The sequence below is a fragment of the Serratia sp. K-E0102 genome (genome assembly GCF_029962625.1).
Lineage (GTDB): Bacteria > Pseudomonadota > Gammaproteobacteria > Enterobacterales > Enterobacteriaceae > Serratia > Serratia sarumanii.
Window position 1 is genome coordinate 2,879,780 of the sequence record NZ_CP124754.1, and the last position, 15,024, is coordinate 2,894,803.

The 15,024-nt window shown below is 56.6% G+C and carries 17 protein-coding genes; 10 read left to right on the plus strand and 7 right to left on the minus strand.

Annotated elements, in window-relative coordinates:
* Window positions 1–39: 39 nt before the first annotated feature.
* Window positions 40–915, plus strand: a complete 876-nt coding sequence (locus tag SSARUM2_RS13765) for a D-hexose-6-phosphate mutarotase (RefSeq protein ID WP_060452596.1) — start codon at window positions 40–42, stop codon at window positions 913–915.
* Window positions 916–1,009: 94 nt separating this feature from the next.
* Here the strand turns inward: SSARUM2_RS13765 and SSARUM2_RS13770 are convergent, their stop codons facing one another.
* Together SSARUM2_RS13770 and SSARUM2_RS13775 are read right to left on the minus strand one after the other, a co-directional pair.
* Window positions 1,010–1,774, minus strand: a complete 765-nt coding sequence (locus SSARUM2_RS13770) for a MipA/OmpV family protein (protein WP_033647613.1) — start codon at window positions 1,772–1,774, stop codon at window positions 1,010–1,012.
* Window positions 1,775–1,882: 108 nt separating this feature from the next.
* Entirely contained in the window at window positions 1,883–2,158 is a 276-nt protein-coding gene (locus tag SSARUM2_RS13775; protein ID WP_154067234.1) for a hypothetical protein, read from the minus strand.
* 42 nt (window positions 2,159–2,200) lie between these two features.
* Between SSARUM2_RS13775 and yeaG the strand changes: the two genes are divergently transcribed.
* The 5 genes from yeaG to SSARUM2_RS13800 all read left to right on the plus strand — a co-directional run bounded on the left by yeaG (window position 2,201) and on the right by SSARUM2_RS13800 (window position 7,418).
* Entirely contained in the window at window positions 2,201–4,135 is a 1,935-nt protein-coding gene (yeaG, locus tag SSARUM2_RS13780) for a protein kinase YeaG (protein WP_004932230.1), read from the plus strand.
* Between the two features lie 132 nt (window positions 4,136–4,267).
* A complete protein-coding gene (locus SSARUM2_RS13785) occupies window positions 4,268–5,536 on the plus strand; it encodes a YeaH/YhbH family protein (RefSeq protein ID WP_033634813.1) in 1,269 nt (422 codons plus the stop codon).
* Between the two features lie 337 nt (window positions 5,537–5,873).
* Window positions 5,874–6,104: a hypothetical protein gene (locus tag SSARUM2_RS13790; RefSeq protein ID WP_004932237.1), complete on the plus strand. Its 231-nt coding sequence runs from the start codon at window positions 5,874–5,876 to the stop codon at window positions 6,102–6,104.
* A 54-nt stretch (window positions 6,105–6,158) separates the two neighbouring features.
* Window positions 6,159–6,437, plus strand: coding sequence for a hypothetical protein (locus tag SSARUM2_RS13795; protein WP_049212911.1), 279 nt, complete (start codon window positions 6,159–6,161; stop codon window positions 6,435–6,437).
* A gap of 804 nt (window positions 6,438–7,241) precedes the next feature.
* Window positions 7,242–7,418, plus strand: coding sequence for a GhoT/OrtT family toxin (locus SSARUM2_RS13800; RefSeq protein WP_033634815.1), 177 nt, complete (start codon window positions 7,242–7,244; stop codon window positions 7,416–7,418).
* A gap of 267 nt (window positions 7,419–7,685) precedes the next feature.
* Here the strand turns inward: SSARUM2_RS13800 and SSARUM2_RS13805 are convergent, their stop codons facing one another.
* The gene (locus SSARUM2_RS13805; protein ID WP_033647615.1) at window positions 7,686–7,979 is read right to left on the minus strand and encodes a hypothetical protein; all 294 of its coding nucleotides are present in this window, start codon (window positions 7,977–7,979) and stop codon (window positions 7,686–7,688) included.
* A 225-nt stretch (window positions 7,980–8,204) separates the two neighbouring features.
* Here SSARUM2_RS13805 and SSARUM2_RS13810 point away from each other — a divergent pair, with 225 nt between their 5' ends.
* The gene (locus SSARUM2_RS13810) at window positions 8,205–8,687 is read left to right on the plus strand and encodes a hypothetical protein (protein ID WP_047567085.1); all 483 of its coding nucleotides are present in this window, start codon (window positions 8,205–8,207) and stop codon (window positions 8,685–8,687) included.
* Between the two features lie 11 nt (window positions 8,688–8,698).
* Here SSARUM2_RS13810 and SSARUM2_RS13815 read toward each other — a convergent pair whose 3' ends face one another.
* On the minus strand, window positions 8,699–8,851 hold the full coding sequence (locus SSARUM2_RS13815; protein ID WP_223479875.1) for a hypothetical protein: 153 nt from the start codon (window positions 8,849–8,851) through the stop codon (window positions 8,699–8,701).
* Between the two features lie 141 nt (window positions 8,852–8,992).
* Between SSARUM2_RS13815 and SSARUM2_RS13820 the strand changes: the two genes are divergently transcribed.
* Together SSARUM2_RS13820 and SSARUM2_RS13825 are read left to right on the plus strand one after the other, a co-directional pair.
* A complete protein-coding gene (locus SSARUM2_RS13820) occupies window positions 8,993–9,553 on the plus strand; it encodes a 3'-5' exonuclease (RefSeq protein ID WP_033654385.1) in 561 nt (186 codons plus the stop codon).
* 77 nt (window positions 9,554–9,630) lie between these two features.
* Window positions 9,631–10,824 carry a multidrug effflux MFS transporter gene (locus tag SSARUM2_RS13825; RefSeq protein ID WP_033647617.1) on the plus strand — a complete coding sequence of 398 codons (1,194 nt, stop codon included), beginning with the start codon at window positions 9,631–9,633 and terminating at the stop codon, window positions 10,822–10,824.
* Between the two features lie 8 nt (window positions 10,825–10,832).
* Here the strand turns inward: SSARUM2_RS13825 and dadX are convergent, their stop codons facing one another.
* Together dadX and SSARUM2_RS13835 are read right to left on the minus strand one after the other, a co-directional pair.
* Window positions 10,833–11,906: a catabolic alanine racemase DadX gene (dadX, locus tag SSARUM2_RS13830; RefSeq protein ID WP_049212907.1), complete on the minus strand. Its 1,074-nt coding sequence runs from the start codon at window positions 11,904–11,906 to the stop codon at window positions 10,833–10,835.
* Window positions 11,907–11,982: 76 nt separating this feature from the next.
* Window positions 11,983–13,287, minus strand: coding sequence for a D-amino acid dehydrogenase (locus SSARUM2_RS13835; protein WP_049232766.1), 1,305 nt, complete (start codon window positions 13,285–13,287; stop codon window positions 11,983–11,985).
* Between the two features lie 542 nt (window positions 13,288–13,829).
* Between SSARUM2_RS13835 and SSARUM2_RS13840 the strand changes: the two genes are divergently transcribed.
* Window positions 13,830–14,147: an antibiotic biosynthesis monooxygenase gene (locus SSARUM2_RS13840; protein ID WP_041035447.1), complete on the plus strand. Its 318-nt coding sequence runs from the start codon at window positions 13,830–13,832 to the stop codon at window positions 14,145–14,147.
* Window positions 14,148–14,193: 46 nt separating this feature from the next.
* On the opposite strand, the gene zinT is transcribed toward SSARUM2_RS13840, so the two are convergent.
* Window positions 14,194–14,844, minus strand: a complete 651-nt coding sequence (gene zinT / locus SSARUM2_RS13845) for a metal-binding protein ZinT (RefSeq protein WP_033647622.1) — start codon at window positions 14,842–14,844, stop codon at window positions 14,194–14,196.
* Between the last annotated feature and the right edge of the window lie 180 nt (window positions 14,845–15,024).

Here is a 15,024-nt window from a genome sequence, read left to right on the forward strand (position 1 = left end):
AGGGTTCATGTGTATCTCCGGCAAACAATAGGTCATGAAATGAACGAGAAAATTTTCACCCTGCCCGTTTCCGAACAGATTTCGCCTTACATCAGCCAGCGGCAACTCGATGAGCTGGGCGTGGTTGTGGTGTCGCATCCGAAAGTGCGCGCGGCCGTCGCGCTGCAGGGCGCCCATTTGCTGGCCTGGCAGCCCAGCGGTGAGCAGCCGGTGATTTGGCTCAGCAACAATACCCCCTTCGCCAAAGGCAAGGCCATCCGCGGCGGCGTGCCGATCTGCTGGCCGTGGTTCGGCCCGGTGGCGCAACCCTCCCACGGTTTTGCCCGCAACCAGCCCTGGAGCCTGACGGCGCACGATGAAGATGACAACGGCGTCATCCTGACCTTTACGCTGAAAGACAATGAGCAGACCCGCAAACTGTGGCCGCACGCCTTCACGCTGATTGCCCGCTTCAAGCTGGGTGCGGAGTGCGAAATCGAACTGGAATCGCACGGCGATTATCAGGCCACGGCGGCGCTGCACAGTTACTTCCAGGTCGGCGACATCGATCTGGTCAGCGTGGCGGGCCTGGGCGAGCCTTATATCGACAAGGTGGCGGGCGGCGCAGAGGCGCTTCAGGAAGGCGAAGTGACCTTCGTCGGCCAAACCGACCGCGTCTATACCCGCCCGGAGGCCTTCAGCCAGATCCGCGATCCGGCGCTCGCGCGCACCATAGAGGTTCACCACCATCATATGAGCGACGTCATCGCCTGGAACCCCGGCGTGGAGCTCTCCTGCAGCATGGGGGATATGCCGAACGACGGTTACAAGACCATGGTCTGCATCGAGACCGGGCGCGTCAGCAAACCGCTGGTCGCCGCCGGCGAGCAGCCCGCCCGTTTGGGCGTGACCTTCCGTAGCCGTAAGAAGGCCTGAGGCGCCGCGCGCGACAGCGCACTGCAGATGTGCAAAAGGGGCGCCAGCGCCCCTTTTTGATGCACGCCATGCACGATAATCGTGCAATGCGTGATTAGAAGGTGTAGCTCACACCCGTCATCAACAAACCAGTGTAGGATTTATCCACCATCGGGCTGTCTTTCACTTCATCCGACAACTTCACATAGCGGCCGAGGAAGAAGGCGTTCCAGCTTTTATTGATCTGGTAATTGGCGCTCAGCTCAAGGTACGGCGCCCAGCTATCGCCTGGGGTATAGCTGTCCAGGCCGCTGCGGCGCGATTCATTAGCGCTAACGCCGTAGTAATATTTGTTCTGGTTTTTGCTGTTCCACATCACGCCTACGCCCGGGACCAGCGTCAGCGCGTCCAGATCAAACTTGTACAGATAAGCCACATCGCCCACCAGCCCGTTGCTGTAGTTCAACGTGTCGCCGGTGAAGGTGGTGCGGAGGGTGCCCCACTCCGCGTGGTGCGAATAAGCCAGGCCGGCCATCAGCGTGCCGCGGCGTTTGTCGAGACGCTTCATGCGATCGTCATCGCTGTCGCCAGGGCGGTAACCCCATGGCGTGTAGTAACCCATGATGCTCAGCTGGTTTTCTTGATCTTTCCACAGGTAGTAACCGGCGGTCAGAGTACGGAAGTAGAAGTCGTCACCTTCATAGTCGATGACGGGCACCGGATATACGCGATCCTGATAACCGCGATACGCGTCCGGGCTAACCAGCGCGCCGGCGCCGAGTGACCAGGTTCCCGCCTGAGCACTTTGCGCACAAACCATTGCGGAAGCGATAATTGCTAGCGTTTTGAGTTTTGAAATCTTCACTGGTTCTTTTTCCATAAATTACAGGGTTAATAGCCGCAATAGTTTATGTGAAAATTTAGTTGCGCGCCTAATCTTTACAATAGAAAACGACCAAGATCGAATAACTTATAGCGGAATTATGAATTAATCATGGCGGAACGATGACGTTTCATCCTGCAGGCCGCGCCAGACAAGGCATTTGGCTTCCACTGTAATAACTGAGTCATTGATATGACTTAAAAAAAGCTTTTTCTGCGGCAGGAAATTTTCCGGCAAGCAAACTAAGCTTAAATCAGAAGGTGAATTTATCCTGAGCCCAGTGGCAAACAGCGCAACTCGCGATAATAAGCGCACCAAGTTGGCATACGGGTTGCTGTACTCAGGCGTATTCTCATCTTCCGGGGGCCAGAACACTATCACACGCTCTCTTTAACCTGTGCTAATAACGAAAGGACGGGCATCATGAACATATTTGACCACTATCGCCAGCGCTACGAAGCTGCCAAGGACGAAGAGTTCACACTGCAGGAATTTCTTACCATTTGCCGGCAAGATCGCAGTGCCTATGCCAACGCGGCCGAACGTCTGCTGATGGCTATCGGTGAACCTGTGATGGTCGACACTGCGCTAGAATCACGCCTGTCGCGCCTGTTCTCCAACCGCGTGATCGCACGCTATCCTGCCTTTGAAGAATTCTACGGCATGGAAGAGGCCATCGAACAGATCGTCTCTTACCTGAAACACGCCGCGCAGGGCCTGGAAGAGAAGAAACAGATCCTGTACCTGCTCGGCCCGGTGGGCGGCGGTAAATCCTCGCTGGCGGAGCGTCTTAAGGCGTTGATGCAGCGCGTGCCCATCTACACCCTCAGCGCCAACGGCGAACGCAGCCCGGTCAACGATCATCCGCTGTGCCTGTTCAACCCGCAGGAAGATGCCTCGATCCTGGAGAAAGAGTTCAACATCCCAAGTCGCTATCTCGGCACCATCATGTCGCCGTGGGCGGCGAAGCGCCTGCATGAGTTCGGCGGCGACATCACCAAGTTTAAAGTCGTCAAAGTGCGCCCTTCCATCCTGGAGCAGATCGCCATTGCCAAAACCGAACCGGGCGATGAGAACAACCAGGACATCTCGGCGCTGGTCGGTAAAGTGGACATCCGTAAGCTGGAGAACCATGCGCAGAACGATCCGGACGCCTACGGCTACTCCGGCGCCCTGTGCCGCGCCAACCAGGGGATAATGGAATTCGTCGAGATGTTCAAAGCGCCGATCAAGGTGCTGCACCCGCTGCTGACGGCGACCCAGGAAGGCAACTACAACGGCACCGAGGGCATCTCCGCCCTGCCGTTCAACGGCATCATTCTGGCGCACTCCAACGAATCCGAGTGGGTGACCTTCCGTAACAACAAGAACAACGAAGCGTTCCTCGACCGCGTGTACATCGTCAAGGTGCCTTACTGCCTGCGCGTGTCGGAAGAGATCAAGATTTACGACAAGCTGCTGGATCACAGCGAGCTGACCCACGCGCCCTGCGCGCCGGGCACCCTCGAAACGCTGGCGCGCTTTAGCGTGCTGTCGCGGTTGAAAGAGCCGGAAAACTCGAGCATTTACTCGAAAATGCGCGTGTATGACGGCGAAAGCCTCAAGGATACCGATCCGAAAGCCAAGTCCTATCAGGAGTACCGCGACTACGCCGGGGTTGACGAAGGCATGAACGGCCTCTCCACCCGTTTCGCCTTTAAAATCCTCTCGCGGGTATTCAACTTCGATCACGCCGAGGTGGCGGCCAACCCGGTACACCTGTTCTATGTGCTGGAGCAGCAGATCGAACGCGAACAGTTCCCGCAGGATTTGGCCGAGAAATACCTGGAGCACCTGAAAGGCTATCTGATCCCGAAATACGCCGAATTTATCGGCAAAGAGATCCAGACCGCCTATCTGGAATCCTACTCGGAATACGGGCAGAACATTTTTGACCGCTACGTGACCTACGCGGACTTCTGGATCCAGGATCAGGAGTATCGCGATCCCGACACCGGTCAGCTGTTCGACCGCGAGTCGTTGAACGCCGAACTGGAGAAAATCGAGAAGCCGGCCGGCATCAGCAACCCGAAAGATTTCCGTAACGAAATCGTGAACTTCGTGCTGCGCGCCCGCGCCAACAACAACGGACGTAATCCGAACTGGACCAGCTACGAGAAGCTGCGCACCGTGATCGAGAAGAAAATGTTCTCCAATACCGAAGAGCTGTTGCCGGTCATTTCGTTTAACGCCAAAACATCGACGGACGAGCAGAAGAAACACGACGACTTTGTCGACCGTATGATGGAGAAAGGCTATACCCGCAAGCAGGTGCGCCTGCTGTGTGAATGGTATCTGCGGGTCAGAAAATCCTCATAACGCCTCAGGTAAGCGGCATTATCAGGGCCATGTCCACAGTCATGGACGTTGCAGCGCAGCCCAGGGAGGGGCTGGCATATTGCGCTGTCGCGGCCGGGACATGAAGAGTTGGCAACGTCGTTTGGGGGAAGTATGGCCTATTTCATTGACCGGCGGCTGAACGGCAAAAACAAGAGCATGGTGAACCGCCAGCGCTTCTTGCGCCGTTACAAGTCGCAAATCAAACAGTCGATTGCCGAAGCCATCAACAAGCGTTCGGTCACCGACGTAGACAGCGGGGAGTCGGTCTCCATCCCCACTGACGATATCAACGAACCGATGTTTCATCAGGGGCGCGGCGGCACTCGCCATCGCGTTCACCCGGGCAATGACCACTTCGTGCAGAACGATCGCGTTGAGCGGCCTCAGGGCGGCGCAGGCGGTGGCGGCGGCCAGGGCAACGCCAGCCAGGACGGTGAAGGCCAGGATGAATTCGTCTTCCAGATCTCCAAAGACGAGTACCTCGATCTGCTGTTCGAGGATCTCGCCCTGCCCAACCTGAAAAAGAATCAGTACAAGCAGCTGACCGAGTTCAAAACCCATCGCGCCGGCTATACCGCCAACGGCGTGCCGGCCAACATCAGCGTCGTGCGTTCGCTGCAGAACTCGTTGGCGCGACGTACCGCCATGACCGCCGGTAAAAGACGCGCGTTGCACGAGCTGGAAGACGCGCTGACCCAGCTGGAAAACACCGAACCGGTGCAATTGCTGGAAGAGGAGCGGCTGCGCAAGGAAATTGCCGAACTGCGCAAGAAAATCGAAAGCGTACCGTTTATCGATACCTTCGACCTGCGCTACAAAAACTATGAGCGCCGGCCGGAGCCTTCCAGCCAGGCGGTGATGTTCTGCCTGATGGACGTGTCCGGTTCGATGGATCAGGCGACCAAAGACATGGCCAAGCGCTTTTACATTCTGCTTTATCTGTTCCTGAGCCGAACCTACAAGAACGTCGAGGTGGTCTATATTCGCCATCACACCCAGGCGAAAGAGGTGGACGAACAGGAGTTCTTCTATTCGCAGGAAACCGGCGGCACTATCGTCTCCAGCGCGCTGAAGTTGATGAACGACGTGGTCGAAGAGCGTTATGACCCGGCGCAATGGAATATCTACGCCGCGCAAGCGTCGGACGGCGACAACTGGGCTGACGACTCACCGCTGTGCCATGAGCTGTTGGCGAAGAAGATCCTGCCGATGGTGCGTTATTACAGCTACATAGAAATCACTCGCCGCGCTCACCAAACGCTGTGGCGCGAATATGAGGATCTGCAGGCAAGATTCGATAACTTCGCCATGCAGCATATCCGCGAACCGGACGATATCTATCCGGTATTCCGCGAACTGTTTCGCAAACAGACCGTGTGAATAACGTCGCGTGAATGTCACCACAGCCGGAAAACGCCGTTTTCCGGCTGTTTCTTTTTCGCATTATATATTTACATCACCTATGTTTGATTTTCAGGCAATGGCAATATCAATAATAAGTCAGATTCCCCAGAACGGCCGTCTCTATTATTTGTTCTTCTGAGGTTATTCCTAAACATTCGCCTCTGTGCCCACACGGCTTGATAGGAATATTCCCATTCAGTTATCGTTACCCCGTCGCTTAAGTCTCTTCCTAAGCGAAATTTGCCTCATTTTATTTTTCTATGGCTTCTCAGCCCGCTGCGGCGGGCATTTACCTGTCAGCAGGTTAGACATCATGATCGATTACACCCTCTATGGCCTCAACAAGCACGATGTTGATGAATACCATAAGCAAATATGCTGCCTGCTTGGCAAAAACGTGCTGCTGGTGCTGACCGCCAACAAGCCGATAACCAAACAGAACCTGCTCGCCAGCCTTATCCAGGAGATAGAAAAACAGCCCGATGATTATTTTCAGCGGTTGCATCGTGCAGCCATAGAAATGATCGGCGTTAACGGACGCTAAGGCGATATACGTAAGGCAGGCATCTAAGCCATTATTGCCGCCACCGTCGTGTCGATGATGCTGTTGATTATTAATATCGATAGCGATACCAGCGAAGGGATAGCCTGCCGCAGAATGTCATCTTTTAGTCCGAAAACCCTTTCTGCCCTTGCTGTATTTCGCGCCGGCCGCCTCATCAATCAAACCCGCCACCTCATCGGCATGGAAACCAGCGAGGTCAACGCATTTCCACCGTATGAATCGCCGAATATCCCCTGCGCGACGCCGTCCCAGAATCAGCGTACCAGCACGATAATGGGTTGCGTGCTCATTGCCGACTCCTTCATCTCATAGTAAAGGACCGCAGGTAGATGAACAGCCCCCTTAAGGAACGTGCCCGGCTGCCTTCGACGCCACGCAGTCCCCATTTTCTATAGTCAGCCTCAGGCGTTCAGCAATGGCGACGACGAGTTAGCGTTCCCGGTTTTCCGGCGTCGCCACGGCCTTATCGAAGCGGCTTACGCCGCAAGGGGGGAGAAAAAAACGATTAAAACTAGGATTTTTACCCATGTCGATCTAAAATTTCGCGCAAAAACAAAGAGAAGTAAATTTAGCCCAACGGGAAAAGGAATGAAGTTGTGAAGGAAATGATCTCCATCGTTTTTATGGCATGCCTGCTGGCGCTGCTGTTTTCGTGGCTGTTCGTCTACGGTCTTAACATTCATTAAACCCGCAACGTCCACAATTCCCCTCCCTGGCCGGCTGGCGGCGCATCGTGACAGATGCGCTAAAACCGGCACATGAAGGGTTCACGTACCGCCAAACCCACGCCACCTCACCTTAGCCGTCCGTCCGCCAATACATCATTAATTTTTATGAGTCATAACCCCCATCGCGTTCCCCCCTTCACCGGCTCTTTTACTGCTTAGGGGAGTCACCTCCAGAAAGAGGGTTTGCCAAACGCGAAATGTTACCGGTAACTATGCTGTTGATTTCTTTTGGTTATAAACGTAAAGCAGTTAATACCCCTACGTTCTTTATAGAAATAAATTATGCATTCTTATGGATAAAGGTTTGAATAAACGGCCTTTGGTCATTGATTATCACCCGCCAAGCTCCTAGAATTCGCGCGTAAAAATACAACTGGGATCGGGTTTCATGTCGTCGCTGTGGGTTGCAACGCAATACTGTTATTTTATCGGCCTGTTAGTTTCTATGATTTTCACCTACCTGGTTAGCCGGGACACCGTCAAAATTCGCTGTATCAGCGCGCTGACCATCGGGTTAACCTGGCCGTTAAGCCTGCCGGTGGTGTTGCTGTTTTCGCTGTTCTGACGCCCCCAATACCTCGCGTGGGTTTTTAAACAGGCATGCTAATGAAAAGAGGCCGACCACCGGCGCAGTGGATTTTTGGCGCGGGATAAAAAAACGCCAGCACAAGGCTGGCATGAAAATTGGAAGCAATGTGAGCAATGTCGTGCCGGATCGGGGGGCACAGAAGGAGACAACCCTTTTCCCCTCACCGGCGATTCAAATGATAATACGTCTCATTATTGAATGTAAAGTCATTTCCCTGCGTAACTCTTCCCCCCTGGAAAAATATCAGCCGCGCGGCGCACGCCAGCGTTGATACAGCCGCCCTGCGCCCCACACCAGCAGCCAGAGAAAAATATTCAACCCCAACCATAACATCAGCAAGTAGAAGAACGTCTGATAACCGGGTATGCCCCGATCGGCTGAAAACGGGTTAAAGTGGAAAAATTTAACGATCGCAAACGGGTTAAGATTGAAACGGTCAAACACGGCCGCCGTCAACAACGGCGGCAACAACGTATAAAACGCCAGGCTGAACAGCAGCAGGATTTTTGTGCCCGAGGTGTTTTTATAATCTTTCATATCAATGCATTACGTCTTCCATTGTGGTGCGAACACCGCCAGGCGTTCACACGCCAATCGACCCCGCAAGCGCAAAAGAGTTCCAGGCAAACGCGGAAATAAAGCCGATCCGGCGTTTAATTGTCATTTAGCGCTCGGGTGATATATACCCTGTGGATTTTAAATTACGATGTCGCCGCGCCGCCTTCAACCGCAGCGTTCGCATGGCATCATCAGGAGGCATTAATGAAACCGGACGCACTCTCTCTGCCGCCGAACCCGAAAAAGCTCAAGGTCATCTACGGCTGGTATATTTACGTGATCTATACCCTGCTGGTTTTCAACATTTACATGGCGGTCTACAACGTCTGCGTTCGGCATCCGATCGAGGCCCCGCTGCTGTCGCTGTTTCACAGCCTGTTCCTCGCGCTGATGCTGCAGCAGGTGCTCAAGAAGAACGTCGTTTTCGCCTGGGTCTTGCTCAGCTATTTTATTCTGATGCGCCTGTATTACGCCAATGTGCTGCATGTTGAGTTCACGCTGGTGAGCCGTGGCCTGGTGCTGCTGATTCTGACGCTGCTGCTTACCGGCGCCGTGGCCGTCGGGCAACTGGCCACGCCACCGCAGCGACATGACTGGCTGGCGCGGCTGGGCTGGCGGCAATGGGGAGCGCTCACAGCGCTGGCGGCTATCCTGACGCCGCTGATTACCACCGACTATCTGGGATAAACAGGGGGCTATTAGGGGATGTGCGGTTCGGAAATGTCTACGATACGGCAGATTTTAGTGTAGTTACCCGCCTTCTCACAGATCTTGTCCGTGACGAACATGCCAAGGTAGCCCAGCAGCAGCAAGTAGCCGACCATGCACAGAATAAAGATAAGCGTTCTCACCGATAGCGACCAACCTGACAAGAGTATCCCGAATATCATAACCTGAACGCGGCGCTTTAAAAGGATTTCATGCGCACACAGCCCTCATCGGCGCACGTTCTGTAGTAACATTAAGCCACCACGCAACCGCCGGATACGCCGATGCACCATCTGATGTTAGACATTGAAACCCTGGATATAAAACCCAGCGCCGTCATTCTGGTGGTGGCGGCGGTGTTTTTCGATCCCCGAACCGGGGAGCTGGGCGCCGAATTCGAAGCCGCCATCAGCAGCCAGAAAGACCAGCCGGGCCGTACCATCAGCCTGGACACGGTCGCCTGGTGGGCGAAACAGTCCGATGAGGCCCGCAAACAGGCCTTCAGCGGCACCGAGAGCCTGAAACGCGTGCTGAGCAGCCTCAGCCGCTTTATCCATATGAACAGCACCGACACGGTGAAAGTCTGGGGCAATGGCAAAGAGTTCGACTGCGCGATCCTCGAACACGCCTTCCAGCAATTGGAAATGCCCTGCCCGTGGAAATTCTGGGATACCCAGGACGTGCGCACGGTGATCACGCTGGCGGAACTGCACGGCTTTAACCCGAAAAAAGCCCGCCCGTTCGAAGGTATGCCGCATCGCGCGCTGGATGATGCTCGCCACCAGGCCCGTTATGTGGCCGATACCGTCTCGGCGCTCTATTACCGCCAAGGGGCGCAGCGCTGACCCGCTTTGCCCCTTTTCATTTGCCGCCAGAGTCTCTACTCTAGCCCTCTTTGTCACTTGGACGTGCCTTTCCTGTTATGCAAAAGTTTCTGTTTATGCTTCTCAGCCTGGTGCTGCTCGGCCCATTAGGCATCGATCTTTACCTGCCGACCATTCCCGCCATTGCCGTCGGCCTGGGCAGCAGCGAAGCGCTGATCCAATCCACCATTTCACTGTTTATTCTGGTGCTTGGCCTCGGCCAGGTCATCGCCGGGCCGCTGGTGGATAACTATGGCCGCAAGCCGGTGGCGCTGGCCGGCATTATCCTCTACATGATCGGCGCCGCGATGGCGGCGCTGGCCACCAGCCCGACGATTTTCATCGCTTCGCGTCTGCTGCAAGGGGTGGCGGTTTGCTGCACCGCCGTCGTCGCCTTCAGCGGCGTGCGCGATCGCCTGAATGGCGACGATGCCGCCCGCGCTTTCGGCTTTCTCAACGGCACGCTGAACATCATCCCTGCGCTGGCGCCGCTGCTCGGCGGCCTGCTCGCCGAAGCCTTCGGCTGGCGCGCCCCCTTCTGGTTCCTGGTCGGCTACGCGCTGCTGGTGTTGGTGCTGATCGCGCTGCGCCTGCCGGAAACTCGCCCTGCCGACACCGTGCCGGTCAAAGGGTTGCCGGTGCGCCAATACGCGCGCATCCTCAGCGATCGCCGTTTCCTCTCCTTTGCGGTGGTGAACTCCGGGGCGATGGGCATGGCGCTGACCTACGTTTCTCTGGCGCCGAACGTGCTGATGGGCACCGCCGGCCTGACCCCGCTGCAATTCTCGCTGGTGTTCGGCGCCAACGGTTTCTGGATCATGCTGGTCAGCTTCTTCGCCAACCGCATCATCCACAAGGTCGGCCGCCCGGTTTGTCTGGCGACCGGCGGCATGTTGATGGGGCTGGGCTGTCTGGGCCTGCTGCTGGGCGTCATGCTACTGCCCGCGACGGCGCAAGCGCACTGGCTGGCGTATATGTTGCCGGTCGCCAGCGCCTGCGCCGGGTTGGCGTTCGTGATGGGCCCGGCCACCAGCTACGCGCTGGAGCCGTATTCCAATGAGGCCGGCGTCGCGTCCGCGCTGGTCGGTTTCGTGCAGATGGCGGGCGGTGCCGCGCTGGGTCTGGTGGCGATGGCGTTGCCGCTGCAACCGAAGCTGTCGCTGGCGCTGGTGATGCTGGCGGGCTGCCTGCTGGCGCTGCACGCGCGGCGGCTCAGCAAGCAGATTAAAGGGCAGATCAGAAAAGTCGCCTGAGCCGCGGCTCAGGCTTCAATGGCGACCGGCACCCGCGCCGCTAACGCCGACAGCAGCTCATAGCCCAACGTTCCTGCCGCCGTGGCCACCTCGTCCACCGGCAGGCGTTTCCCCCACAGCTCCACTTCGGCGCCCAGCTCGACTAGCGGACAGGGCGTCAGATCCACCGCCAGCATATCCATCGATACCGTTCCCAGGGTGCGCGTCAGCACGCCGTCAACCCATACCGGCGTGCCGGTCGGCGCATGACGCGGATAGCCGTCGGCGTAACCGCAGGCCACCACGCCAATACGCTGCGCGCCGGCGGCGCTGTAACGGCCGCCGTAACCCACGCGATCGCCAGACTTCAGCTGCTGAATGCCGATGATCTCGCTGCTCAGCGTCATCGCCGGCTGCAACCCCGTCGCCGCAACGTCATTCCAGCACCCACTCGGCGAAGCGCCATACAGAATGATCCCTGGGCGTACCCAACTGCCGTGGGTCGAAGGATGCCACAGCGTGGCGGCCGAGTTGGCCAGGCAGCGCGGCAGCGGGATATCGGCAGCGGCCGCCTCGATGGTAGCCATCTGCTGGGTCACGCCTTCCGGGCCGTCGGCGGTGGCGAAATGGCTCATCAGCGTAAGCTCGCCGATGTTGGCAATCGCCTGCGCCCTGCGCCACACCTCGTGCAGCCGCTCGGGTGCGAACCCCAGCCGATTCATGCCGCTGTTCACTTTCAGATAGACATTGAGCGGTGCGCTCAGCGTGGCATCGGCGATCGCCGCCAGCTGCCAGTCGCTGTGCACCGCCGTCGTCAGGCGATAACGATCGAGCAACGCCAAATCCTGCGGCTGGAAGAAACCTTCCAGCAGGAGAATCGGCCCTTGCCAACCCGACTCACGCAGCAGCACCGCTTCGGCCAGATCCAGCATGGCGAAGCCGTCGGTTTGCGCCATGCTGCGCCAAACGTGTTTGATGCCGTGGCCATAGGCGTTGGCCTTGACCACCGCCCAGACTTTGGCGCCGGGGGCGAAACGGCGCACCACCTGCAGGTTATTTTCAATTGCGCCAAGATGCATCGTGGCGGTTATCGGACGGGGCATCGCTTCTCCTTGGGGCAGCGTACAGCGGCCACGCGCGCCTGCGCGTGGCCAGGAAAGTCTATGACAGCGTCGACGATTAACGCGCGGGATGCACGTCGTTCAGCGGAACCGCGTGTTGCTGGCGAAAACCGGCGCTGTAACGCGCCACCGCCAGATCATCGGAAGGGATCGCCGGCGTAATGCCGGACATCAGATCGGACAACAACTGCCCGGAACCGCAGGCCATCGTCCAGCCCAACGTGCCATGCCCGGTATTGAGATACAGATTCTTCAGCGAAGTGCGGCCGACAATGGGCGTACCGTCCGGCGTCATCGGCCGCAGGCCGGTCCAGAACGTCGCGTCTTCCACTCTGCCGCCGTTCGGGTAGAGATCGCGCACCACCATCTCCAGCGTTTCGCGCCGTTTTTGCTCCAGCTGCGTATTGAAACCGACGATCTCCGCCATGCCGCCGACGCGGATGCGCTGATCGAAACGGGTGATGGCGATTTTGTACGTCTCGTCCAACACCGTGGAGAACGGCGCCGCCGTTTCATCGGTGATAGGAATGGTCAGCGAATAGCCCTTCAGCGGATAAACCGGGATAGAAACCAGGCCGCGCAGCAGCGCCGTGGAATACGAACCGAACGCCACCACGTAGCTGTCGGCTTTAAACACGTCCTCGCCGCACTGCACGCCGGCGATCTTGTCGCCCTCCACCAGCAGGCGGTCAACGCTGCGGTTGAACAGGAAGGTTACGCCCGCCTGCTGCGCCATTTTCGCCAGCTGCTGCGTAAACAGCTGGCAATCGCCGGTTTCGTCGTTCGGCAGCTGCAGGCCGCCGGTCAGCTTGTGCGCCACCTGTGCCAGCGCCGGCTCGACGCTACCGAGCTGGCCGGCTTCCAGCAATCTGTAAGGCACACCGGCATCTTCCAATACCGCAATGTCTTTCGCTGCGTTTTCGAACTGTTGTTGGGTGCGGAACAGCTGCAGCGTGCCGCCCTGGCGACCTTCGTACTGGATGCCGGTCTCCTGACGCAGCGCCTTGATACAGTCGCGGCTGTATTCCGCCAGGCGCACCATGCGGCCTTTGTTGGTCATGTAGTGTTCGGTGTTGCAGTTTTTCAACATCTGCCACATCCAGCTCAGCTGGAAGCTGCTGCCGTCGAGGCGGATCGCCAACGGCGCATGGCGCTGGAACATCCACTTGATGGCCTTCAACGGCACGCCCGGAGCCGCCCAGGGCGCGGCATAGCCCGGTGAAATCTGCCCGGCGTTCGCCGCGCTGGTTTCCAGTGCCGGACCTGGCTGACGATCGATCACCGTCACCTCATGCCCTGCCTTCGCCAAATACCAGGCACTGGCTACGCCCACCACTCCACTACCTAAAATTACCACTCGCATCGCTGACTCCAGCCCAAGGCTTCACAAAGCATAATCTTCTGCTCACAGGAAATTAACTCAGTGAAAAAATCCGTCCAACAACTTCGTCATCAAACGTGACAATATTCACAATTAATTTATCGTCGATGAGCCGAGCATTTGCAATAGCCGCTCGTAAATAGCGATAAGATGCGGTTTAGAAGGGATTATAGCGTCAGACCGCCGCTGAATCGATAGCAACGCTATCAATGACAGCAGTCAAAAAAGGCGTAATAAGCAACATAGATTTAACAGAATATAAAAACACCAGCCAACATATAAACAGAATAAAAAGCCGATAAAATAAAAAATACCAACATAACAGACAGAATGAATCCCCTCTCCCCGCAGCAGAAAAAACGCGTAAAATTTCGGCAAAAAATTAACCTTGTTTTTACCACTGGAATAAAACAGGCTAATGCCTTAGCCCCGCCCGTTTAGGTTGAACGCGGCAGCACGATATGAACGTTGAAGCCAGAAGCAGATCCTAAAGTTCACATTGTCGCTTTTCTGGAGAACCCCTTATGTTCATCGCCATCTACCGGTTCTCAGTCAAAACCGGGCACGAACACGCCTTTCGCCTGGCCTGGCTTGAGTTGACCCAAGGGATCTATCTGCAGCGCGGCAGCCTTGGCTCGCGCCTGCATCGGGAGGTGGGCGGGAAGTTTATCGGCTATGCGCAGTGGCCAAGCCGAGCCGCATGGGAAAACGCCGGTGATATTCAGTTGGATGAACGCTACCGGCAAGCCCGGGAGCGAATGCGGGCGACCCTGTTGGCGGATGAAACATTATTTGAAATGGCAGTGACGGACGATTACCTGCAAATCAGACCGTTTGACTGAACACAAGCCCACATAAGCGGGCTTGTGGTGACGGGAGCGAGTGGCATCAATGATGCAGCATCTCGTCCACGACTTCTTTGGTCTGCAGTTGGAATGGGTAATAAGTCGGCCAGTTGTCCATTTCTTTCAGCAACGCTTCCTGCGACGTGTTGCCCATAAAGATATGGAAATGTGCCGATTTGCGCGGGCCGATAATATGATCGCTGAACTGCACGAATTTCGGCGCCAGGCTGCCGGCATCCTGGCATTCGAACAGATACCGCACGCCCTTTTTACCGGAAACATAGGTCAAGATCTTGTGCCCGGCGTACTTATACTGACAGGCGCTGGATTGGTCGCCGCGATGAAACTCCATGACGCCGTTTTCAATGCCGATGGTATCCACATCGGTAGCATACCCTTTGCGGTAATACGCCTTTACTTCCGCGAAGGTCTTACTCTTATCCTTTGCCGCTTTCTTCTTGAACACCGGGTCAAGATCCCCATTGAGCAGATAAGGATACACGGATTGCCAGACGCCCTCCCAATCCGCCAAGTTGCGATCTTTGACGTCCTTATCGTCGAACACGCCCGCCTCCGCTTTTTTTTCCACCTCCGTCAGCGGCTTGCCATGTGAATGATGCCCGTGGGCAAACGCCTGCCCGCTGATAAACAGTGCGGCCAGCGCCACCGCCAGTTTGCCAAAATGCCTCGCCAAAATGCGCTCCTTGTCCGTTATTGAGAAAAACTAAAAGTTACAATATAACATAACATTTTTCAATCCCTGTCGCGCAGCAGGCAGTGTGTTGCGCGCCCTTGTCACAGGGCTATACTCGGAGAGGGAGCCAGGTGCTGAGGCGCTTTCTGCCGGGACGGGCGTCAAATTGACCGCCGCTCG